The organism is Ideonella alba (assembly GCF_018069845.1).
Taxonomy (GTDB): Bacteria; Pseudomonadota; Gammaproteobacteria; order Burkholderiales; family Burkholderiaceae_C; genus Ideonella; species Ideonella alba.
Genome location: NZ_JAGQDD010000031.1, coordinates 1 through 20713, shown reverse-complemented (window position 1 = coordinate 20713; position 20713 = coordinate 1). Strand labels below are relative to the sequence as shown.

The window sequence follows — 20713 nt, the reverse complement described above, 5'->3', positions numbered from 1 at the left end:
AGGCGCGCAGCCGCTCAGCCGGCGCGGGCCACGGGCGGTGACACGCGCGCCCAGGCGGCGCGGCCCACCGGCAGCACATCGGCCAGGGTCTGCTGGTCGAGTTCGGCCATGAAGGCCGCCAGGGCGCGGTTGAAGACGCCGGTCAGGCGGCAGCCACCGGTGAGCTTGCAGCCTTCGGGGTGATCGCCCAGGCACTCGACCAGCGCGAAATCGGGCTCGATGCTGCGCACCAGCGCACCCAGGTTGATCTGCTCGGGCGGCAGCGCCAGGCGCATGCCGCCGCCCTTGCCGCGCACCGTCTGCAGCCAGCCGGCCAGGCCCAGCTGGTGGGTGATCTTCATCAGGTGGGCCTGCGACAGCTCGAAGGCCTCGGCCACCTCGGCGATGGTGCACAGGCGGTCGCCGCGCTGCCGGCCCACGTAGATCAGCAAGCGCAGCGAATAGTCGGTCATCTGGGTCAGGCGCATGGCGTGATTGTCAGCCCGGTTGGCCGTCCACGCGCGCGCGGCACAGCCAAGGCCCGTAGCGCCACAGGTACAAGGCGTAGGCCAGCGACCACAGCAGCGCCGACACCAGCGCGGCCTGCGGCAGCAGCGCCGGCCACAGCAGCGGCGCCCCCACCCGCACCACGGCGGCGGCCGTCACGCTCAGGTAGGCGCTCACCTCCAGCGCACCCGCGCGCAGCGGTCGGCCGGTGTGGCCCATCGCCGTGCGCGTCATCATGCCCAAGGTCATGCCGCCGATCAGGCCCACGGTCAGCGCATGGGTGGCCAGTCCCGGGGGCACCACCCCAAACTCACTGCCCAGGCGCAGCGCCAGGTGCACCGGCAGCCAGGCATAGGCCAGGTGCAGCACCCAGACCAGCGGGTTGGCCGCCGTGCGCCAGGGCTGCCAGCGCCACCAGCGGGCGGTCTGCGCCCCCAGCGCGGTGGCCAGCACCAGCCCCAGCAGCGGCGCTGGAGCGCCCAGCAGGTCGCAGGCCAGCAAGGCCAGCACGCTGCCCAGCGCCACCCGCTCCAGCGGTGCATGGCGGCTCGCCTGCAGTCCTGCAATGCCGTTGTTGGTGAACATCGGCACCACGCGCCCGGCCATCACCGCGACGATGAACATCATCAGGTCCAGCGCCACCGGCACACCCAGCCGCGCGGGCAGCACCAGAGCGCCCATCTGCGTCAGGTGCAGCGCCGCGCAGGCCACGGCCAAGGCGACCAGCAGGCCGACGAAGAAAAAGTTGCGTCGGCTGCCTCCGGCCCGCAGGGCGCGCCAGAGTCCCCAGGCGGCCAGCAGCGGAAAGGCCACGTTGACGACCAGGGCCGCCACTGCCCAGGGCGTGAGTACCAGCACCCGGCCCAGCAGCCACAGCCCAGCCAGCGCCATCAGCCCACGGCCCTGGGGCGTGGGCTGGCCCGACCAGTTGCGCCCGGCGGTGAACAGAAAGCCCACCACCACCGCCAGCGTGAAGCCGAACAGCATCTCGTGCGCATGCCAGACCGATCCGCGCAGCACCGGCGTGTCCAGCCAGCCGCTGAACTGCAGTGCCCACAGCGGCACCGACAGCGCCGCCAGCGCCGCCGCCAGCAGGTAGAACGGGCGAAAGCCCAGCGCCCACAGCGCGAACTGGCCGGGCCGCGGCGCGCGGCCGATGGGCTCGGTGAGGGGAATGAAGACGGTGGCCATGGCGGGTGATATCAGGGAGAACCCGATTGTCCGGGCAGCGCCATCCAAAAGCAAACCCGAACATATATCTTATAAAGTGCGGGGCCATGACCCCGCCGCCGACGACCCCGACGCTCCCCTGGTGGCAACGACTGCGTCCGCCCGCGCTGGCCATCGACGCGCGCGAGCGCATGCGGGTGGTGGCGGGTGCCTTTCTGGGGATCGCGTTGACGGCACTGCTGGCGCCCTGTTGGCCGCCGGCGCCCGGCCTGCCCTGGTTGATGGCGCCGCTGGGTGCGAGCGCGGTGCTGGTGTTCGCGCTGCCGGCCAGCCCGCTGGCCCAACCCTGGCCGGTGCTGGTGGGCAACGCGGTGTCGGCCCTGGTCGGCTGGGCCAGCGCCAGCTGGCTGCCCTGGCCAGCGCTGGCCGCGGCGGTCGCCGTGGGCGGCGCGATGGCGGCGATGCTGGCGCTGCGCTGCCTGCACCCTCCGGGCGGCGCCGTGGCCCTGCTGGCGGTGCTGCTGCCGGCCCACCAGGCCAGTTATGCGGTCGATCCGGTGCTGCTGGACTCGCTGGTGCTGGTGCTGGCCGGCTGGGCCTGGAACAGCGCCACCGGACGTCCCTATCCCCACGCGCCCCAGGCCGCGCCGGCCCCCACCCGGGCCTGGGACTTCAGCGACAGTGACCTGGACACGGCGCTGGCCCACTACAACCAGATCGTCGATCTGCCGCGCGACGACCTGCGCGGCCTGCTGGCCGATGCCGAGCAGCAGGCGGTGTCGCGCCGCCTGCGCGCGATCCGCTGCCAGGACGTGATGACCGCCCAGCCACTGCGTGCGCGCAGCTTCACCACGCTGGACCAGGCCTTGCGCGTGCTGGCCGAGGCCCAGGTGAAGGCGCTGCCGGTGGTCGATGCCGATGAGCATGTGGTGGGCATCGTCACCCGCGCCGACCTGCGCGGCCCCGCCGACCCGGCCACCACCACCGTGGCGCAGGTGATGTCGCGCCAGGTGCGCGTGGCCAGTGCCGAGCGCCCGCTGGCCGACCTGCTGCCGCTGTTCAGCCATGAAGGCCACCACCACCTGCCGGTGATCGGTGCCGACCGGCGGCTGGTCGGCATCCTCACGCAGACCGACGTGATCACTGCGCTGGCCAGGCTCTGAGTCGGGGGCGGCGCAGGCCGTCGTCGGCATCCTTGAACCGGTTCAAGGAAAGAACCCGAGCAAAACAGGAGGATTCGCCCATCGTCCAACGAGGAGGGCTTGTCCATGAGCCAGACCGCAGGCGGGTTCACCAAACAGATGGCCCGCAACATGTTCTACGGTGGCGCCGCGTTCTTCGCGCTGCTGTTCGTCGCGCTGGTGTTCCACACCGAACAGCGCATTCCCGAGCGCTCCAACGCGCAGGCCATCACCCCCGCGGTGGTGGCCGGCAAGAAGATCTGGGAGACCCGCAACTGCATCGGCTGCCACACGCTGCTGGGCGAGGGCGCCTACTTCGCGCCGGAGCTGGGCAATGTCTACAAGCGCCGCGGCCCCGACTTCATCAAGGGCTGGATGAAGGCGCAACCCACGCATGTCGAGGGCCGCCGCCAGATGCCGCAGTTCAACCTCAGCGACGAGCAGCTCGACCACCTGGTCGAGTTCCTGAAGTGGACCAGCGAGGTGAACACTGAACAGTGGCCGCCGAACATCGAGGGGTGAGACCAGTCATGAGCACACACATTCTCAAGTACGAGAGCCAGCGCGTCGCGAAGCTGTACTTCATCGCCGCGATGGGCCTCTTCGCCGGACAGATCCTGTTCGGCATCGGACTCGGCCTGCAGTACCTGCTGGGCGACTTCCTGTTTCCCTACATCCCGTTCAACATCGCGCGGATGGTCCACACGAATCTGCTGATCGTGTGGCTGCTGTTCGGCTTCATGGGCGCGGCCTACTACCTCATTCCCGAGGAGGCCGAGACCGAGCTGCACAGCCCCAGGCTGGCCATTGCGCTGTTCTGGATCTTCCTGGTGGCTGGCGCGCTGACCATCGTCGGCTACCTGACGGTGCCCTATGCCAAGCTGGCGGAGCTGACCGGCAACGAGCTGCTGCAGACCATGGGACGCGAGTTCCTCGAGCAGCCGCTGCCGACCAAGCTGGGCATCGTGGTGGTGGCGCTGGGCTTCCTCTACAACATCAGCATGACGGTGCTCAAGGGCCGCAAGACGGCGATCAGCCTGGTGCTGCTGATGGGCCTGTGGGGGCTGGCGCTGATGTTCCTGTTCAGCTTCGTCAACCCGCACAACCTGGTGCGCGACAAGATGTACTGGTGGTTCGTCGTCCACCTGTGGGTGGAGGGCGTGTGGGAGCTGATCCTGGGCGCGCTGCTGGCCTTCGTGCTGGTCAAGACCACCGGCGTCGACCGCGAGGTGATCGACAAGTGGCTGTACGTGATCATCGCCTTCGCGCTGATGACCGGCATCCTGGGCACCGGCCACCACTTCTACTTCATCGGCCTGCCGGGCTACTGGCAGTGGATCGGCAGCGTGTTCAGCGCGATGGAGCCGATCCCCTTCTTCATGATGACGGTGTTCGCCTTCAACATGGTGCAGCGGCGCCGGCGTGAACACCCCAACCAGGCGGCGATCCTGTGGGCCGTGGGCACCTCGGTGCTGGGCTTCCTGGGCGCCGGTCTGTGGGGCTTCATCCACACGCTCAGCCCGGTCAACTACTACACCCATGGCACGCAGATCACCGCGGCCCACGGTCACCTGGCCTTCTACGGCGCCTACGTGCTGGTGGTGATCACCTTGATCAGCTACGCCATGCCCACGCTGCGCGGCCGCCTGGCCAACAGCGCCCGGGCGCAGAACGTGGAGATGTGGAGCTTCTGGATCATGACCATCGGCATGGCGACGATGGTGCTGGCGCTGACCGGCGCCGGCATCCTGCAGGTCTGGCTGCAGCGCATGCCCACCGAGGGCGCGATGGGCTTCATGGCCACCCAGGACCAGCTGCGCTTCTTCTACTGGATCCGCATCGTGGGCGGCGTGACCTTCCTGATCGGCCAGTTCGCCTACTTCGCCAGTTTCTTCATCGGTGGCGAGCACGTGCTGAGCGAGGACCAGGCGCCCAGCCTCGGCGGTGGCGGCATCCTGCGCCGCGCCCCGGCCCGCCAGCGGATGGACTGACATGGACCATGCCGAACAGCAGCACCTCGCCGGGCTGCCCTTCTATGCGCCGCAAGGCGGCGAGGTGGCCTTGTTCACCCACGCCTGGCGCCAGCGCATGCCGGTGCTGATCAAGGGCCCCACCGGCTGCGGCAAGACCCGCTTCGTCGAGCACATGGCCGCCCGCCTGGGCCGGCCGCTGGTGACGGTGAGCTGCCACGATGACCTGGGCGCGGCCGACCTGGTGGGCCGCCACCTGATCGGCCCGCAGGGCACCGAGTGGCACGACGGCCCGCTGGCCCGCGCGGTGCGCAGCGGCGCGATCTGCTACCTCGACGAGGTGGTGGAAGCGCGCAAGGACACCACCGTGGTGCTGCACCCGCTGGCCGACGACCGACGCCAGTTGCCGATCGAGCGCACCGGTGAGCAGCTGCAGGCGCCGCCCGGCTTCATGCTGGTCATCAGCTACAACCCGGGCTACCAGAACCTGCTCAAGAGCCTCAAGCCCAGCACGCGCCAGCGTTTCGTGGCCCTGGACTTCGGCTACCCGGACGCGGCCACCGAGCGCGCCATCGTGCAGGCCGAGGCGGGCGTCGATGCCGGCGTGGCCGCCCAGCTGGTGCACCTGGCGCAGGGCCTGCGCCGCCTGACCGGCCACGACCTGGAGGAGACCGCATCCACCCGCCTGCTGGTGATGGCCGCGCGGCTGGCCGCCGATGGCCTGCCGCTGCGGGCGGCCTGCCGTGCCGCGATTGTCGATGCGCTGACCGACGACGCCGACACCGCGGCGGCGCTGGCCGAGGTGGTCGACGCCAGTCTCTGAACCCTTTTCCGCGACAGTGGCCTTTCCTGGGTGCGGCCCGCTCTCCTTCTTCGTTGCGTGACCCCATGCCGCCCCGCCACCGTCGCCTTTTCCAACTCGCGTTCTTTGCGCTGTTCCTGATCGCGCCGGCCCTGGACTGGCTGCGCTGGGACCTGCATGAGGCGCAGCTGTGGTTCCTGGGGCAGCGCTGGACGCTGGGCATCGACGACTTCCGGGCCGGGCGCATCGACGCCACCCAGGCGGCACTGGGCATCCTGCTCAAGGGCTTTCTGCCGGGGATGCTGGCCGTGGCCGCCTTCCTGGCCGTGGCCTGGCGCTGGGGCCGGGTGTACTGCGGCTGGCTGTGTCCGCACTTCTCGATCGTCGAGCTGCTCAATGCCACGCTGCACCGCGCCTGTGCCAAGTGGAGCCTGTGGGACCGCTCGGCCACGCCGCGCGATGACCGGCCGGCGGATGCACGCTGGTGGCCGGTGTTCTTCGGGCTCAGCGCCCTGTTCGGCGCGCTGTGGGCGATCACGCTGCTGAGCTACCTGCTGCCGCCCGCCGAAGTCTGGGGCGGTCTCGTGCACGGCACGCTGACGCCCAACCAGGCGCGTTTCCTGGCCATCGGCACGGCGGTGTTCAGCGCCGAGTTCGTGCTGGCGCGCCACCTGTTCTGCCGCTTCGGCTGTGCGGTGGGCCTGTTCCAGAGCCTGGTCTGGATGGCCAACCCCAAGGGCATGGTGGTGGCCTTTGACCGCGCGAAGGCGCGCGACTGCCAGGGTTGCGCGACGCAGCGCTTCGGCCAGGGCGCCGCCTGTGACCGCGGCTGCCCGATGCGCCTGCACCCGCGCGACATCAAGCGCCGCATGTTCAGCTGCGTGCAGTGCGGCCAGTGCCTGCAGGCCTGCGACGAGTCGCAATCGGCGCGCGGTCGCGCGCCGGTGCTGGAGTGGCGCATCGGTGCCGATGCGGTGCGCGAAACCCTGCGCCAGCGGCGCGAAGACCGGGGAGGCTGAGGTGGAAGAGTGGATCGGTCGGCAGTGGCATCGCCTGGTCACCCAGGCCGCCTCGCGCGAGCATGCGGCAGCCGCGGTCACGCTGGACGAGGTGCAGCGCACGCTGGCGCTGCTGTTCCGTGCCGGCGGCGGTGACAGCGCCGTGCGCCTGGCGCCGGTGGGCGAGCGTGCCGTGGGCGGCCCGCGTGACTGGCTGCAGCGCCTGGCCGGCAGCGGCCAGCGCGCCGCGCTGGGTCAGCTCAGCGAGCAGGTGCTGGCCCTGCCGCCGCGCCTGGCGGTGTTCGCCGAGCGTTCCCTGAACCGTGATCTCTACATCTGGCTCGCGGCCCTGGCGGCGCACGACGCGCCCAGTGGCGACTGGCTGGTGGGCCAGACCCGCGCCAGCGCGGCCGCGCTGCAGCAATGGCCCGGCCTGCGCCAGCGCCACGCACGCCTGCTGGCGGCGCACCTGGCCCAGCGCCCGGCGCCCGGCACGCTGCGTGGCGACGCGGCCCGCGCCGAGCGCCTGGTGCAGCAGACCCTGCGCGGCCAGCCGGTGCCGCTGGACACCGGCATCGGTCCGGCCGACGTGGCGCCGGTGTGGCTGTGGCTGGAGGCGGGCGCCGCACCGGCGGCCGCGGCGTCCGGCCGCCGCGACCCCAGCGGTGACACCCCCGCCGCCCTTGACACCGTCAGTGACCGCACCCGCCGCCGCGCCGAGCGGGTGGCCCACGACACCCCGCGCGCGCCGCTGATGATGTTCTTCCGCGCCGAGTCCATCCTCAGCTGGGGCGAGTTCGTGCGCGTGAACCGCGCCACCGATGACGACGACCACCCCGACGCACTGCAGGCCGCCAACGACATGGAGCGCCTGGCCATCGCCCCCGATGGCCAGCGCAGCGCCTCGCGGGTGCGCTTCGACCTGGACCTGCCCAGCGCCGCGGTGGACGACCAGCCGCTGGGCGCGCCCGAGCGCCTGCCCGAGTGGGACTGGAAGCGCCAGCGCCTGCTGACCGACCACTGCGCGGTGCAGCGGGTGGTGGCGCCGGCGCCGGCCGCCTTCGTGCCCACGCCTGAGCTGCGCCGCACCGCGCGCCAGGTGCGCCGTCGGCTGGAGCTGCTGCGCGCGGCCCCTGAGCGCCAGCGCGGCGAGGCCGAGGGCGATGAGATCGACCTCGACGCCTGGGTGCGCCACCGCATCGATGCCGCCACGGGGGCGGTCAGCGGCGAGCCACGGGTGTTCCAGCGCGCGCGGCGCAGCGGCCGCAGCCTGGCCACGCTGCTGCTGGCCGACCTGTCGCTGTCCACCGACGCCCATGTCTGGCTGGGCGGCGGCGACAAGCAGCGCAGCGCCCGCGTGATCGATGTGATCCGCGACGCGCTGTATGTGTTCGGCGAGGCCTTGCAGGCCAGTGGCGATGCCTTCGAGATGCTGGGCTTCTCGTCGGTGCGCCGCCAGCAGGTGCGCATCCAGCACCTCAAGGGCTTTGACGAGCGCTGGGCCGCGCCGGCGCAGGCCCGCGTGGGCGCGATCAAGCCCGGCTACTACACCCGCATGGGCGCCGCGATCCGCCATGCCAGCGCGCGCCTGGCCGCGCGCCCCGAGCGCCAGCGCCTGCTGCTGCTGCTCACCGACGGCAAGCCCAACGACCTGGACCACTACGAGGGCCGCTGGGGCCTGGAGGACACGCGCCACGCGGTGCATGAGGCGCGCGCGCTGGGCCTGACCCCGTTTGCCGTGACGATCGACGAGCAGGCCCACGACTACCTGCCGATGCTCTTCGGCGAGCACGGCTGGGCCCTGGTGCACCGGCCGCAGGAGCTGGTGCAGCGGCTGGCGGCGGTGCAGGCGCGGCTGGCTGGCACTTGATGCGAGTCAAGACATGAGCGGCAGCGACCCACCACAATGGCGCCTCGGCGCAGGGCCGCAGGAGACTCCGATGGAAGGGCGCCACTTCGATATTCCCCGCTACCTGGCGGTGCTGCCGCTGTTCCAGGAGATGACGCCGCCCGAGCTGCAGCGCCTGGCCGAAGGCTGCCGGCTGCGCCGCTTCGCGCGCGGTGAGGACGTGTTCCGCCTGGGCGAGCCCTGCGAGGAACTGCATGTCACCGTGATGGGCCAGGTCAAGCTGTTCGCGCTGTCGCCGGCCGGGCAGGAAAAGGTGATCGAGCTGGTCGGCCCCGGCAACAGCTTTGCCGAAGCGCTGATGTTCACCGGCAAGCCCTACATCATCAACGCCCAGGCCCTGAACGACACGCTGCTGCTGTCGGTGGGCAAGGCCGCGGTGCTGCGCGAGATCGAGAACGACCCGCGCTTTGCGCTGCGCATGCTGGCCGGCATCTCGCGCCGGCTGCATGGCCTGGTCCACGACGTGCAAGCCTATGCGCTGCACAGCGGCATGCAGCGCGTCATCGGCTACCTGCTGCGCGACCTGCCCGACCACGCCGAGGACGCTGCCGGCATGACGCTGGCCGACGCCGGTGGCACGCCGATGCCGCTGCCGCCGCGCGAGCACCGGGTGTCTCTGCCGGTCAGCAAGGCCACGATCGCCTCGCGTCTGTCGCTGACGCCCGAGTACTTCTCACGCGTGCTGCACGAACTGGCCGCGCAGGGCCTGATCACGATCGACAAGCGCGACATCCTGATCCCGGACCCGGCTCGCCTGGCGGGGCACCCGCTGCAGTGAGCGTGCGCTGATGGACCCACGCCGGCGCCTGTTCCTGCGCGGCACGCTGCCGCGCGGTGACGAGCCGCCCACGCCCCCCCGGCCGCCCTGGGCGCTGCGCCCCGATGCCGCCTTCACCGCGCGCTGCACCCGCTGCGGCGACTGCCTGCGCGCCTGCCCGCAGCAGGTGCTGATGGCGGGCGACGGCGGCTTTCCCGAGATCCGCTTCACGCAGCGCGGCTGCAGCCTGTGCGGCGACTGCCGCGCCGCCTGTCCCAGCGGCGCGCTGGACCGCAGCGCCGCCGAGCCCTTTGCCGAGCGGGTGCAGGTGGCCCCCCACTGCCTGGCCGAGCGCGGTGTGGAATGCCGCGTCTGCGCCGAGGCCTGCGACGCACGGGCCCTGCGCTTTCGGCCGCAGCCCGGTGGCGTCTGGCGGCTGCAGGTGGCGCTGGACCAGTGCAGCGGCTGCGGTGCGTGTGTCGCCCCCTGCCCGGTCGGGGCGATCACGCTGGCCCAGCCCGGTCCGCAGCGGGCCTGATGGACGCGGCCCGGCGGCCGTGGCATGGTGCCGGCATGAAGACCCTTTTCCTGACCGCCGCGCTGGCCACTCTGCTGGCCGTCTCTCCGCCCCCGGCCTCCGCCCAGGAGGTCGCCCGCTCGCCCCTGCTGGGCACCTGGTCGGTCGACCTGTCGCGGCTGCCCATTCCAGAGGCCATGCGCCCGCGCAGCGTCAGCATCCGCTTCGCCGAGGCCGGGCCGTCGCGCCTGGCGATGACGGTGGAGGTGGTCGACCCCGCCGGCCAGACCCTGCGCGCCGAGGGCGTGAACACGCTCGATGGTTCGGCGGCGCCGGTCAGCGGCAACCTCGAGGCCGACACCGCGGCCTTCACCCAGCCGGTGCCCGGCGTGCTGGTGCTGCAGCTCGCCCGCGGCGGTCAGCCCGCCTCGACCCGGGTCTACACCGTCTCCGCCGACGGCCAGGCCATGACCGAGACGGTGGCCTATTTCAACGACGCGGGCCAGCCGGCGCTGCGGGCCAATTTCTTCAGCCGGAAAGGCCGCTGAGCACGGCGGCACGGGCCGCCGCGGCTCCCCCTGCCGCGGCCGCGCCTTAGGGGTACAGCGGCTGGCGCCGTGTCCCTAGCATGGCTGGACTTCACACAGGAGAGCGGCCATGGGCAAGCGCAGCGTCAGCGTCAAGGTCAACACCCCCAAGGTCAGCAAGTACACCGTCAAGGGCGACACGCTGGCCGAGGTGCGCAAGAACCTGGACAGGCGCGAGGAATGGGGCCTGTACGACGCCACGCAGAACTTCAAGAGCGGTGGCAAGGTCGACAGTGAGGGCCAGGTCACCAGCGTCACGATCGAGCTGAACCCGGTGATCGAGCTGCCCACCTGGGCCGGCTACAGCAAGGCCACCAAGCCGCAGAAAGCCTCGTGGGATGCGATGCTGAAGAAGCTGTCCGCCCACGAGTACAAGCACCACGACATCCAGGTGGCCGGTGCGGCGGCGCTGAAGAAGGCGATCGAGTCGGCCAAGGAACTGGACGCCGACGCGCTGAACGCGCTGATCGAACAAGCCCAGACCGACACCCAGAAGGCGCAGGACAGCTACGACCGCAGCAGCGGCCATGGCGCCAAGGAAGGCGTGGAGCTGGACGAGGACGCCTGACGGCGCCCCCGCCACCCGCTACCATCGCCCCATGACCAAGTTCCTGATCGCCGTGCTGGTGCTGCTGGGCGTGGCCCTGGCCACCAACCCGGGCGCCGACAGCCACCGCGCCAAGCTCAAGGCCGAGATCGCCGAGCGCAGCCAGATCGCCGGCGTGCTGGGCCTGGGCGGACTGGCGGCGCTGGTGTCGACCTACTACACGCTGGGCGTGGCCTCGTACACCACCATCAACGACAAGGTGGTGAGCTACGGCGCCTTCGGCCTGGTGGTGATTCCCGACCTGGGCAACGGCCGCTGAGGCTCAGCGCGCCGCGCTGTCGGCCCCGGCCGCAGCGCTGGCGGCGGTGTTCGCCGGCTTCACCGGCGCCGCGGGCGGCAGCTGCGCCGGCTCGTCCTTCGGCGCGCCGATGTTCTGCTCGATCGCCGGCAGCGTGTGGGCAATGCCCTTGTGGCAGTCGATGCAGGTCTGGCCGGCGTTGACCGCCTCCTGGTGGCGACGTGCCGAGCGCTGGTTCTGCTCGGCATAGTCCATGTACGCGAAGTTGTGGCAGTTGCGGCATTCCTGGCTGTCGTTGGCCTTCATGCGCGCCCATTCATGGCCGGCCAGTTCGGCCCGCTTGGCGTTGAACTTCTCGGGCGTGTCGATGCTGCCCAGGATCTTGTGCAGCACCTCGTTGCTCGCCTGGATCTTGCGCACGATCTTCGGGCCCCATTCCTTGGGCACATGGCAGTCGGGGCAGGTGGCGCGCACGCCGGTGCGGTTGTTGTAGTGGATGGTGTTGCGGTACTCGACGTAGACGTTCTCCTTCATCTCGTGGCAGGAGATGCAGAAGGCCTCGCGGTTGGTCCATTCCATCGCGGTGTTGAAGCCGCCCCAGAAGATCACGCCGCCCAGGAAGGCGATGGCCAGCAGGCCGAAGGTGGGGGTCTTGACGAAGGCCCAGCAGCGGGCGAGCAGGCCGGTCTTGGCGGTGGTGTCGGTCATGGCGTGTGCTCCCGCCTCACTGCATGCCACGGGCACGCTGGAAGGTGTTCTCCACCAGCGGCTTGGCGTCGGTCTGCGGCACGTGGCACTGGGTGCAGAAGTAGCGGCGCGGGCTGATGTTGTCCAGCTCCTGGCCGTCGCGGGTCTTAAAGTGCGTCACGCTCACCCGCGGCGCACCGCTGGACTTGGCCTTGCCGAAGGAGTGGCAGTCCATGCACTTGTTGAAGTTCTTGGTGATCTGGTAGCCGCTGATGGTGTGCGGGATCAGCGGCGGCTGCTGCATGAAGTCGCGGTCCGCGGGCGCGTGGTCACGCTCCTGCTTGATGGCCGTGGGGGCGTTGTCCTGGTTCAGCGGCGTGCCGCCGCGCAGGCCCTGCAGCTTGACCGGGCCGGTGGGCGCGGGCGCGTCGGCGGCACTGGCCAGGTCGGCGCCCATCCATACGAGCCCGGCGGCCAGCAGCAACTTGGCAAAGGTGTTGATCAGCGTGCTCATCAGGATCTCCGGGTGTCGAATCGGTGGGTCAGGGTGAAGACGTCGGGGCCGCAGACATCGATGCAGCGGCCGCAGTGGGTGCAGGCGGCGTCCAGGATCACGGGCGAGGCGCCGCCCTTGCCCTTCAGCGCGATCGGGATGACCTGCGGCTCCGGGCAGACGGCGTAGCAGTCGGCGCAGTCGTTGCAGCGGCTGCTGTGGCGGGCCGACACGCGCAGCAGCGAGGCCTGGCCGATCAGCGCGTACAGCGCGCCTTGCGGACAGACATGGCCGCACCAGCCGCGCGGTGCCACCAGCAGGTCGAACAGAAACACCGCGGCGGTGATGCCCCAGGCGATGCCACCGCCAAAGACCAGCGCACGCTGCGTCATGCTGACCGGGTTCACGGCCTCCCAGGCCGGCAGGCCGGCCAGCGCGCTGGCCAGCAGCACCGCGCCCAGCAGCCAGTGGCGCAGCGCGCCGCGCGGCGCACGGCCGGTGCCGATGTGCAGGCGACGGCGCAGCCAGGCGGCGGTGTCGGTGACCACGCCCACCGGGCAGACCCAGGCGCAGAACGTGCGGCCACCCACCAGCGCGTAGAAGGCGATGACGATGCCGGCACCCACCAGGGCTGAGAGCTCAGGCACATGGCGGCTGGCCAGTGTCTGGGCCAGCACGAAGGGGTCGGTCAGCGGCAGCACGCCCAGCGTCAGGCTGCTGGACAGGTTGCCCTTGACGATCCACACGCCCAGCCACGGCCCGGCCAGGAACAGCGCCAGCAGCGCCAGCTGGGTCAGCCGGCGCAGCAGCCACCAGCGGTGCGCGGCCAGCCAGCCCTTGTCCTGCACGGCGGCGGCACCAGGGCGCTGCACCGTGGCGGCACGCTTCAGACCGAAGCTGCGCGATTCGGCGGGTGACAGCGGCGCGCTGCTCACTTTGCGGCCTCCGAGGCGCCGGCGTAGGGCGCTGCGCCTGAGCGCAAGGGGTTCAGGTCACCGGGCACCGGGTGCTCGGGCAGGCGCTGCACCGGTGCATCGAACTGCGGCCGGCCGGCGCGGTTGGCGGCATCCCACCCTTTGCGGTAGTGGTGGCCCAGCTCCCCGCGGGCCAGCTGGGTGGGCAGCACCTTGATCGCGGCCTGCTCCAGCACGCAGCTCTTCTCGCACTTGCCGCAGCCGGTGCACTGCGCGGCATTCACCGTGGGCAGCAGCATCGCGTGGCGGTCGGAGCGCGGGTTGCTGACCTTGACCAGTGAGATCGCCTGATCGATCAGCGGGCACACGCGGTAGCAGACATCGCAGCGCAGGCCCAGGAAGTTCAGGCAGTTCTCCTGGTCGATCAGCACCGCGGTGCCCATGCGGGCCTGGGCGATGTCGGTGAGCTGCGGGTCCAGCGCGCCGGTGGGGCAGGCCTTGACGCAGGGCACGGCCTCGCACATCTCGCAGGGGATCTCGCGGGCGACGAAGTAGGGCGTGCCGATCGCCACATCAGCGGCCATGCCGGCGCCCCATTGGCTGAGCTTGAGGTTCTGGGGTGGACAGTCGCGCACGCACAGGCCGCAGCGCACGCAGGCGGCCAGGAAGCGCGCGTCATCCAGCGCGCCGGGCGGGCGCAGCGCCTGGGCCGGTCGTGCCAGCGCCGGGCGGCCGGCCAGGGCCGCGCCGCCGGCGATCAGGCCGGCGGTGGCGGCGCTCGCGGCGCCCTGCATCAGTTCACGACGTTGCATGTCAGCCCCTCGCCCGGCGGGTACGCCGGTCGATCTCCCGGGGGGATCGCGCCCGCCTTGGGGCGGCCCGGCGCCGGGCGCGCGAAAACGCTTCGATTCGCATCAGCTCAGGCCTCAGGCGCGGACCACCTTGACGGCGCACTTCTTGAAGTCGGTCTCCTTGGAGATCGGGCAGGTGGCGTCCAGCGTCAGCTTGTTGACCAGCCGGCCTTCGTCGAAGAAGGGCACGAAGACCAGGCCGCGCGGCACCTTGTTGCGGCCCTTGGTCTCGACCGCCAGCGTGATCTCGCCGCGGCGCGAGGCCAGCTTGACCTGCATGCCGCGCTGGATGCCGCGCGCCTGCGCGTCATCGGGGTGCATGAAGACCACGGCCTCGGGCACGGCGCGGTGCAGCTCCGCCACACGGCGCGTCATGCTGCCGGTGTGCCAGTGCTCCAGCACGCGGCCGGTGCACAGCCACAGGTCGAACTCCTTGTCGGGCGATTCGGCCGCGGGCTGGTAGGGCAGGGCGAAGATGTTGGCCTTGCCGTCCTTGTGGCCGTAGAACCTGAGGCCCTCGCCGGCCTTGACGTAGGGGTCATAGCCCTCGCGGAAGCGCCACAGCGTTTCCTTGCCGTCCACCACGGGCCAGCGCAGGCCGCGGGCCTCGTGGTAGGTGTCGAAGCTGGCCAGGTCGTGGCCGTGGCCGCGGCCGAATTCGGCGTATTCCTCGAACAGGCCCTTCTGCACATAGAAGCCGAAGGCCTCGGACTCGGCGTTCTTGTAGCCCTGGATGTACTTTCCGTTGACCTTGCCCAGGTCGGCCACAGGGTACTTGTTGACCTTGCCGTTCCTGTAGAGCACGTCGAACAGCGTCTTGCCCTTGACCGAGGGCATCTTGGCGATCAGCTCGGCCGGCCAGACCTCTTCCACCTTGAAGCGCTTGGCGAACTCCATCATCTGCCACAGGTCGGAGCGGGCCTGGCCGGGTGCGGCCACCTGCTGGCGCCAGAACTGGGTGCGTCGCTCGGCATTGCCGAAGGCGCCTTCCTTTTCCACCCACATGGCCGAGGGCAGCACCAGATCAGCCGCCATCGCGCTGACGGTGGGGTAGGGGTCGCTGACCACCACGAAGGCCTTGGGGTTGCGCCAGCCCGGCAGGATCTCGCCGTTGATGTTCGGACCCGCCTGCATGTTGTTGGTGGTGCTGGTCCAGTAGCAGCGGATCTTGCCGTCCTTCAGGGCGCGGCTTTGCGCCACGGCGTGCAGGCCGATCTTGTCGGGGATGGTGCCCTCGGGCAGGCCCCAGATCTCCTCGGTGTGGTGGCGGTGCTCGGGGTTGGTGACCACCATGTCGGCCGGCAGGCGGTGGGCGAAGGTGCCCACCTCGCGGGCGGTGCCGCAGGCGCTGGGCTGGCCGGTCAGGCTGAACGGCCCGGAGCCCGGCGTGCTGATCTTGCCGGTCAGCAGGTGGATGTTGTAGACGAGGTTGTTGGCCCAGGTGCCGCGGGTGTGCTGGTTGAAGCCCATGGTCCAGAACGAGACCACCTTGGTCTTCGGGTCGGCGTAGAGCTTGGCCAGGTCCTCCAACTGCTTGACGGGCACACCGGACAGCGCGCTGACCTTCTCGGCGGTGTACTCGCTGACGAACCTGGCGTACTCGTCAAAGCTGATCGGCGTGGCGTCGTTCGGGTTGCCCTTGGGCTTGCCGTCGGCGCCGGGGTAGCCATTGCTGGTGGCGTCCTTCTCCAGCGCGTGCACCGGACGCAGGCCGTAGCCGATGTCGGTGGCGCCCTGCTTGAAGTTGATGTTCTTCTTCACGAACTCGGTGTTCACCTTCTTGTTCGTGATGATGTAGTGGGCAATGAAGTTCAGGATGGCCAGGTCGGTCTGCGGCACGAAGACCATGCCGCTGTCGGCCAGGTCGAAGCTGCGGTGCTCGAAGGTGGACAGCACGGCCACCTTGACGTGCGGCGCCGACAGCCGCCGGTCGGTGATGCGGCTCCACAGGATGGGGTGCATCTCGGCCATGTTGCTGCCCCACAGCACGAAGGCGTCGGCCTGCTCGATGTCGTCGTAGCAGCCCATCGGCTCGTCGATGCCGAAGGTGCGCATGAAGCCGGTGACGGCGCTGGCCATGCAGTGGCGCGCGTTGGGGTCGAGGTTGTTGGTGCGCAGGCCGGCCTTCATCAGCTTGGCGGCGGCGTAGCCTTCCCAGATCGTCCACTGGCCGGAGCCGAACATGGCCACCGCGTTCGGGCCCTCGGCCTTGATGGCCTCCTTCCACTTGGCGGCCATCACGTCGAAGGCTTCGTCCCAGCTGATGGGCGTGAACTCGCCGTCCTTGTCGTAGACGCCGTTCTTCTTGCGCAGCAGCGGCGTCTGCAGCCGGTCCTTGCCGTACATGATCTTGGACAGGAAGTAGCCCTTGATGCAGTTCAGGCCGCGGTTGACGGGCGCTTCCGGGTCACCCTGGGTGGCCACCACGCGGCCGTCCTGCACACCCACCATCACCGAGCAGCCGGTGCCGCAGAAACGGCAGGGCGCCTTGTCCCAGCGCACGCCGGTGGCGGCGGCGGCCTTGTCGGCGGCGGGGGCGGCCTCGGCGACGATGGGGATGCCGGCGGCGGCAGCGCTGGCGGCGAGGGCCTGGGCCTTCAGGAAGTCACGGCGGTTGGCTTGCATGGTGGGGTCTCCTGCCCGGGCTGCGCGCGGGGCGCGGCGGGCATCTGGGAAAGGGATCAGGGGTTCAGGGTCGAGGCTAGGGAACAAGCCTCGGGCTGTCCTTGAACCGGTTCAAGTCGGGGTGCGACGGGCGGGCGCCAGGCTGTCGCGCCAGGCGCGGTAGTCGATGGCGTCGCTGCCTTCGGGGGGTGGCGCATCGGGGCCGGAATACTCGTAGACCAGCGAGGTGCCCATCACGTCGGGCCACTGCGCCACCTGGGCCAGCGTGGCGGCGGCGCTGACGGGTTGGCCGTCCAGCATCGCGTCCTCGATCACCGCCACCAGGCGGCCGTCTCCGGGGTTGAGCGCCAGGTCCACGCCGGGCAGCGCCGACAAGCGCTGTGCCACGGGGGCGGCGTGCTCGGGACGGGTGCGCACCACCGTGCCCAGGATGCTCATGGGTGTCTCCTCGGTCTCCAGACTCTGAGGCGTGACTGTGCCGGCTGGAGGCCGAGCCTGCCTTGATATCCATCAATAAGCTACATATGCCATATAGCTTTCAGGCGGGCGGCGGCAGCGCGGGTCAATGCGAGGTGCCTTCGCTGCGGCTGATCTTGTTCCACACGTTGTACTTGCCCACCGGCTTGCTCATTGGCAGCCGCTTGACCTCTTTCAGCGTGGCCGCGTCGTAGACGATCAGCGCGCCATCCATCTCCCACAGGCTGGCCAGCGCGTAGCGGCCGTCCCTGGTGAACTCGATGTGGGCCAGCGTGCGGCCGGGCTCGCGTACCGTGGCCACCGGCTGCAGTGTGGCCTTGTCGATCAGCGTGAGCGTGTCCCTGGCGGTGGGGCTCATCATCGAATCGGTCCACGCGTAGCGGCTGGACTCGTGGCTGCGCATGAAGAAGCCCGGGCCGGGCGTGGCGATCGTGGCCACCGGCTTCCAGGTGGCCATGTCGATCACGTCCACCCCGCTGCCCTTCAGGTTGGGGCTGGCCAGCACGGTGGTGTCCTTCCAGGCCCAGGTGATGCCCGAGCCCAGGTGCGGCATGCCGGCCAGCGGCAGATCGGCCACCTTGCGGCGGATGTCCAGGTTCACCACCTGCGCGGTGGCGGCACCGGTCGCGGTCTTCGGCCGCGTGGCGCCCAGCACATGGCGGTAGCGCTGGTCGAAGAAGAAGTCGTCCAGCGGCTCGTCCAGCGGGGTGCGGCGCACGCCCAGGAAGCCGGGCCTGGCGATGGCCTCGCCCATCTTGTAGTCGTGGACCAGGCCGTCGTAGATGGGCGCGGCCTGCGGGTCGTAGGAGATCTCCCACAGCTCGGGCAGGTCCTTCAGCGCGACGATGAAGCTGCGCCGCGGCGCCGCGTCATACACCGCCGAGACGCGGCTGGCCGTCTGGCCGTCCAGCGTGGTGGCCTCGAAGCTGCGCACCAGGTTCAGCTGCGCGTCGAACAGCGCCAGCGTGCGCGGCAGGTAGTTGGCCGCCATCACGTAGCGGCCATCGCCACTGACGGCGAGGTTGCGCATGTTCAGGCCGGCGCGCACCTCGGCCACCACCGTCAGGTTCCACAGGTCATATTTGGTGATCCAGCCATCGCGCGAGCCGAAGAACACATAGCGCCCGTCGGGCGTGAACTTCGGCCCGCCGTGCAGCGCATAGCGGCTGGCAAAGCGGTGGATCACCTCGAAACGGTCGCCATCGACCAGCGACACATGGTGGTCGCCGCCCTCCACCACCACGAACAGGTTCATCGGATCGGCCTGCCACAGCGGCCGCGCCGGCAGCGCGTCGGCCCTGTCCAGCGCCACGCGGGAGGCGCGGATGTCGACTTCAGTCCAGCGGGGCGCGGGCAACACCGGCTGGTAGATCCAGCTGGCGAGCGCCGTGATCTCATCGGCCGTGAGCTGGGCCCCGAAGGCCGGCATCTGCGTGGCGGCGCGCCCCTGGGCGATGGTGCGCTGCGCGTCGGCCGGGCGCAGGCGCTCGAGGCTGTCGGGCAGCAGGGCCGGCCCCATGCCACCGGTGCGCTGGTCGCCGTGGCAACTGGCGCAGTGCTGACGAAACAACGCAGGGGCGTCGGGCAGGGCCTGGGCCAGCGCCCAGGGTGCCAGCAGCGCGCCAATCAGGGCCAGGCCAAGCCGGGCCAGCAGTGTCGAAGGGCTCATGCCGCGGACTCTAGGCACCACCGACGCGACTGGCCTTGAACCGGTTCAGGTTCTGAGTCGATCTGCCAGCCCTGCGGCAGCCCCAGGGCCGCCCTTGGCAAATGCAGGCCAGGACTGCAGAATGGTTTGTAACAGGCGCCGGTTTTCGCGTCGAATTTAATACTGGATAAATATCCAGTCAAACCAGGGAAAAAGACAGATGCGACAGGCACTTGCGACTGCCAGCGGCGGCCATCTTAGGGCGCAGTGGTCCAATAGTGGCGCAGGCTGTTGATCCCCAAAACACGTTAGGCCGCATAGCCGACATCCAATGCCTACCTACGCTGCGCCCGGATCTCCCGAGAAGAAGCTGGAATCGCGCAATGCTCAGAAGGTGATGCGCCTCCTCTCGAACAAGCTCAAGTCGCTCGGCTTTCAGCGCACAAAGACGAGCTTCTTCACTCGCCACAAGACGCTTGTGATCGAATTCGTTCACATTCACAAGTACTCGTTCGAACCATCATTCAGAGTGCACTTCGGGATTCGCGTTAGAACCGATACCTTCCCCGCAGCCCACTTGAACGGACCGTCGTCCGACGCGATCGAAGATCCGCAGATCCCAAATCGAAGGCTGTACAACTTCTCCTTCGACCCAAATGATGCAAGCTTGGAAGCTTGCGCAGAAAGCATGTACCAGTGCGCCCTTGCAGAAGGCGCATCTTGGTTCGCCTCGATGGAGAAGCTCGAGCTTCTTCTTTCGCCGGCATCGCCGCTCACTCCAGAGGCTCGCGCGGCGTTGCAGCGTGAAGTGGATAGTTCATCCATGGTTCAGGTTTCCGATGAAACGCGACAGGTGCTGAATGCGGCCTAACCCTTCGCTGGAACCGACGCTCACCGTCATGGCACTTGGCCCGCTTCCCGGCTTAGGTCATCATCCGTCCAGCGGGCCAAGCGCCATGCCGGTGTGCGCGGCTCAGCTCGAACGTTAGGCGTCATGAACAACCCGTCTCCGCCGCGCCTCGAATCCGCAATTCGATTGGCCTTAGCGCCACTTCTTCGGGCTGAAGGCTTCGTAGGCTCGGGGCGCCGCTTCCACCAGTGCGTGGGCCCGTGGATTCAGATCATCACCGTGCAAGGGTCAAGATACGGTGGGTCCTTCGCTGTGAATCTGGGAATTCACTTCGCCTCGGCACCTGACCTCGCTGGGAATCCGCCCGACCCGAAGAAGATGAGCGAAGCGCACTGCGAGTTTCGGCGCCGCCTCTCAGACTCAAACGCAGACAGGTGGTGGAAGCATGAACCGGATCACGCATCCATGCTCACCGCCGTTGAATCAGCGGCATCCGTGTACGCACACTTTGGGCGCCGCTACTTTGAGCTCGCATGCGCGGACCTGAACGCAATCACACCTGAGGCACTCTCGTCCGGTACCTACGACCTGCAAGGTTTTGGAACTACCAAAGTCCGACTTGGCTTAGCCCTCGCCAGGATCAGAAAGCTGCAAGGAAGATCGGATGAGTCCCGCGAATTTGCCCAGTATGCAGTTCAGCACGTAGGCTCGGCTACCGCGCTCGAGTCGGAACTACGTGTGCTCGCAGCGACATGACGCCTAACCCTTCGCTGGAACCGACGCTCACCGTCATGGCACTTGGCCCGCTTCCCGGCTTAGGTCATCATCCGTCCAGCGGGCCAAGCGCCATGCCGGTGTGCGCGGCTCAGCTCGAACGTTAGGCCGCATAGACGACCCGCGATGCATTCCAACGCACCTTTTCAAGCCGCATTGGCGGAACTGCGAA

The 20713-nt window shown here is 69.5% G+C and carries 22 protein-coding genes; 13 read left to right on the top strand and 9 right to left on the bottom strand.

Annotated elements, in window-relative coordinates; translation table 11 throughout:
* Positions 1 to 14: 14 nt before the first annotated feature.
* Both KAK03_RS23845 and KAK03_RS23840 read right to left on the bottom strand, forming a co-directional pair.
* Positions 15 to 467 carry an RrF2 family transcriptional regulator gene (locus KAK03_RS23845; RefSeq protein WP_210804290.1) on the bottom strand — a complete coding sequence of 151 codons (453 nt, stop codon included), beginning with the start codon at positions 465 to 467 and terminating at the stop codon, positions 15 to 17.
* Positions 468 to 477: 10 nt separating this feature from the next.
* Positions 478 to 1677 carry an NnrS family protein gene (locus KAK03_RS23840; RefSeq protein ID WP_210857183.1) on the bottom strand — a complete coding sequence of 400 codons (1200 nt, stop codon included), beginning with the start codon at positions 1675 to 1677 and terminating at the stop codon, positions 478 to 480.
* 86 nt (positions 1678 to 1763) lie between these two features.
* Between KAK03_RS23840 and KAK03_RS23835 the strand changes: the two genes are divergently transcribed.
* From KAK03_RS23835 to KAK03_RS23785, 11 genes are all read left to right on the top strand, one after another.
* Positions 1764 to 2819, top strand: a complete 1056-nt coding sequence (locus tag KAK03_RS23835) for an HPP family protein (RefSeq protein ID WP_210857182.1) — start codon at positions 1764 to 1766, stop codon at positions 2817 to 2819.
* A 105-nt stretch (positions 2820 to 2924) separates the two neighbouring features.
* Entirely contained in the window at positions 2925 to 3359 is a 435-nt protein-coding gene (locus KAK03_RS23830) for a c-type cytochrome (protein ID WP_210857181.1), read from the top strand.
* A gap of 8 nt (positions 3360 to 3367) precedes the next feature.
* Positions 3368 to 4828, top strand: a complete 1461-nt coding sequence (locus KAK03_RS23825) for a cbb3-type cytochrome c oxidase subunit I (RefSeq protein ID WP_210857180.1) — start codon at positions 3368 to 3370, stop codon at positions 4826 to 4828.
* Position 4829: 1 nt separating this feature from the next.
* Positions 4830 to 5630 carry a CbbQ/NirQ/NorQ/GpvN family protein gene (locus KAK03_RS23820; RefSeq protein WP_210857179.1) on the top strand — a complete coding sequence of 267 codons (801 nt, stop codon included), beginning with the start codon at positions 4830 to 4832 and terminating at the stop codon, positions 5628 to 5630.
* A 65-nt stretch (positions 5631 to 5695) separates the two neighbouring features.
* Positions 5696 to 6628 carry a 4Fe-4S binding protein gene (locus KAK03_RS23815; RefSeq protein ID WP_210857178.1) on the top strand — a complete coding sequence of 311 codons (933 nt, stop codon included), beginning with the start codon at positions 5696 to 5698 and terminating at the stop codon, positions 6626 to 6628.
* Position 6629: 1 nt separating this feature from the next.
* Complete coding sequence (locus tag KAK03_RS23810) at positions 6630 to 8477, top strand: nitric oxide reductase activation protein NorD (protein ID WP_210857177.1); 1848 nt, start codon at positions 6630 to 6632, stop codon at positions 8475 to 8477.
* A gap of 70 nt (positions 8478 to 8547) precedes the next feature.
* Positions 8548 to 9294 (top strand): Crp/Fnr family transcriptional regulator, encoded by a 747-nt coding sequence (locus tag KAK03_RS23805; RefSeq protein ID WP_210857176.1) that lies wholly within the window; start codon positions 8548 to 8550, stop codon positions 9292 to 9294.
* A 10-nt stretch (positions 9295 to 9304) separates the two neighbouring features.
* On the top strand, positions 9305 to 9811 hold the full coding sequence (gene napF / locus KAK03_RS23800) for a ferredoxin-type protein NapF (protein WP_210857175.1): 507 nt from the start codon (positions 9305 to 9307) through the stop codon (positions 9809 to 9811).
* Positions 9812 to 9846: 35 nt separating this feature from the next.
* On the top strand, positions 9847 to 10338 hold the full coding sequence (locus KAK03_RS23795) for a hypothetical protein (RefSeq protein WP_210857174.1): 492 nt from the start codon (positions 9847 to 9849) through the stop codon (positions 10336 to 10338).
* A 109-nt stretch (positions 10339 to 10447) separates the two neighbouring features.
* Positions 10448 to 10945 (top strand): DUF922 domain-containing protein, encoded by a 498-nt coding sequence (locus KAK03_RS23790; protein WP_210857173.1) that lies wholly within the window; start codon positions 10448 to 10450, stop codon positions 10943 to 10945.
* 31 nt (positions 10946 to 10976) lie between these two features.
* Entirely contained in the window at positions 10977 to 11243 is a 267-nt protein-coding gene (locus KAK03_RS23785; protein WP_210857172.1) for a hypothetical protein, read from the top strand.
* Between the two features lie 3 nt (positions 11244 to 11246).
* On the opposite strand, the gene KAK03_RS23780 is transcribed toward KAK03_RS23785, so the two are convergent.
* From KAK03_RS23780 to KAK03_RS23750, 7 genes are all read right to left on the bottom strand, one after another.
* Positions 11247 to 11930 carry a NapC/NirT family cytochrome c gene (locus tag KAK03_RS23780; protein WP_210857171.1) on the bottom strand — a complete coding sequence of 228 codons (684 nt, stop codon included), beginning with the start codon at positions 11928 to 11930 and terminating at the stop codon, positions 11247 to 11249.
* 16 nt (positions 11931 to 11946) lie between these two features.
* A complete protein-coding gene (locus KAK03_RS23775; RefSeq protein ID WP_210857170.1) occupies positions 11947 to 12423 on the bottom strand; it encodes a nitrate reductase cytochrome c-type subunit in 477 nt (158 codons plus the stop codon).
* Positions 12423 to 13337: a quinol dehydrogenase ferredoxin subunit NapH gene (gene napH / locus KAK03_RS23770; protein ID WP_310738722.1), complete on the bottom strand. Its 915-nt coding sequence runs from the start codon at positions 13335 to 13337 to the stop codon at positions 12423 to 12425. The genes KAK03_RS23775 and napH overlap by 1 nt, the downstream gene beginning before the upstream one ends.
* Positions 13334 to 14128 carry a ferredoxin-type protein NapG gene (gene napG, locus KAK03_RS23765; protein ID WP_210857169.1) on the bottom strand — a complete coding sequence of 265 codons (795 nt, stop codon included), beginning with the start codon at positions 14126 to 14128 and terminating at the stop codon, positions 13334 to 13336. Before napG ends, napH begins: the two co-directional genes overlap by 4 nt.
* 114 nt (positions 14129 to 14242) lie before the next feature.
* Positions 14243 to 16792, bottom strand: coding sequence for a nitrate reductase catalytic subunit NapA (napA, locus tag KAK03_RS23760; protein ID WP_210857168.1), 2550 nt, complete (start codon positions 16790 to 16792; stop codon positions 14243 to 14245).
* Between the two features lie 111 nt (positions 16793 to 16903).
* Positions 16904 to 17230 (bottom strand): chaperone NapD, encoded by a 327-nt coding sequence (locus KAK03_RS23755; RefSeq protein ID WP_210857167.1) that lies wholly within the window; start codon positions 17228 to 17230, stop codon positions 16904 to 16906.
* Positions 17231 to 17354: 124 nt separating this feature from the next.
* The gene (locus tag KAK03_RS23750; RefSeq protein ID WP_310738720.1) at positions 17355 to 18938 is read right to left on the bottom strand and encodes a cytochrome D1 domain-containing protein; all 1584 of its coding nucleotides are present in this window, start codon (positions 18936 to 18938) and stop codon (positions 17355 to 17357) included.
* Positions 18939 to 19248: 310 nt separating this feature from the next.
* On the opposite strand from KAK03_RS23750, the gene KAK03_RS23745 reads away from it, so the two are divergent.
* Together KAK03_RS23745 and KAK03_RS25545 are read left to right on the top strand one after the other, a co-directional pair.
* Positions 19249 to 19788 (top strand): hypothetical protein, encoded by a 540-nt coding sequence (locus tag KAK03_RS23745; RefSeq protein WP_210857166.1) that lies wholly within the window; start codon positions 19249 to 19251, stop codon positions 19786 to 19788.
* A 123-nt stretch (positions 19789 to 19911) separates the two neighbouring features.
* Positions 19912 to 20523, top strand: a complete 612-nt coding sequence (locus KAK03_RS25545; protein WP_210857165.1) for a DUF4304 domain-containing protein — start codon at positions 19912 to 19914, stop codon at positions 20521 to 20523.
* Positions 20524 to 20713: the final 190 nt, after the last annotated feature.

Coding starts and splice junctions, on each gene's coding strand:
- KAK03_RS23845 (WP_210804290.1), bottom strand. CDS start 467: ATGCGCCTGACCCAGATGACCGACTATTCGCTGCGCTTGCTGATCTAC.
- KAK03_RS23840 (WP_210857183.1), bottom strand. CDS start 1,677: ATGGCCACCGTCTTCATTCCCCTCACCGAGCCCATCGGCCGCGCGCCG.
- KAK03_RS23835 (WP_210857182.1), top strand. CDS start 1,764: ATGACCCCGCCGCCGACGACCCCGACGCTCCCCTGGTGGCAACGACTG.
- KAK03_RS23830 (WP_210857181.1), top strand. CDS start 2,925: ATGAGCCAGACCGCAGGCGGGTTCACCAAACAGATGGCCCGCAACATG.
- KAK03_RS23825 (WP_210857180.1), top strand. CDS start 3,368: ATGAGCACACACATTCTCAAGTACGAGAGCCAGCGCGTCGCGAAGCTG.
- KAK03_RS23820 (WP_210857179.1), top strand. CDS start 4,830: ATGGACCATGCCGAACAGCAGCACCTCGCCGGGCTGCCCTTCTATGCG.
- KAK03_RS23815 (WP_210857178.1), top strand. CDS start 5,696: ATGCCGCCCCGCCACCGTCGCCTTTTCCAACTCGCGTTCTTTGCGCTG.
- KAK03_RS23805 (WP_210857176.1), top strand. CDS start 8,548: ATGGAAGGGCGCCACTTCGATATTCCCCGCTACCTGGCGGTGCTGCCG.
- napF (WP_210857175.1), top strand. CDS start 9,305: ATGGACCCACGCCGGCGCCTGTTCCTGCGCGGCACGCTGCCGCGCGGT.
- KAK03_RS23795 (WP_210857174.1), top strand. CDS start 9,847: ATGAAGACCCTTTTCCTGACCGCCGCGCTGGCCACTCTGCTGGCCGTC.
- KAK03_RS23790 (WP_210857173.1), top strand. CDS start 10,448: ATGGGCAAGCGCAGCGTCAGCGTCAAGGTCAACACCCCCAAGGTCAGC.
- KAK03_RS23785 (WP_210857172.1), top strand. CDS start 10,977: ATGACCAAGTTCCTGATCGCCGTGCTGGTGCTGCTGGGCGTGGCCCTG.
- KAK03_RS23780 (WP_210857171.1), bottom strand. CDS start 11,930: ATGACCGACACCACCGCCAAGACCGGCCTGCTCGCCCGCTGCTGGGCC.
- KAK03_RS23775 (WP_210857170.1), bottom strand. CDS start 12,423: ATGAGCACGCTGATCAACACCTTTGCCAAGTTGCTGCTGGCCGCCGGG.
- napG (WP_210857169.1), bottom strand. CDS start 14,128: ATGCAACGTCGTGAACTGATGCAGGGCGCCGCGAGCGCCGCCACCGCC.
- napA (WP_210857168.1), bottom strand. CDS start 16,792: ATGCAAGCCAACCGCCGTGACTTCCTGAAGGCCCAGGCCCTCGCCGCC.
- KAK03_RS23755 (WP_210857167.1), bottom strand. CDS start 17,230: ATGAGCATCCTGGGCACGGTGGTGCGCACCCGTCCCGAGCACGCCGCC.
- KAK03_RS23750 (WP_310738720.1), bottom strand. CDS start 18,938: ATGAGCCCTTCGACACTGCTGGCCCGGCTTGGCCTGGCCCTGATTGGC.
- KAK03_RS23745 (WP_210857166.1), top strand. CDS start 19,249: ATGCCTACCTACGCTGCGCCCGGATCTCCCGAGAAGAAGCTGGAATCG.
- KAK03_RS25545 (WP_210857165.1), top strand. CDS start 19,912: ATGAACAACCCGTCTCCGCCGCGCCTCGAATCCGCAATTCGATTGGCC.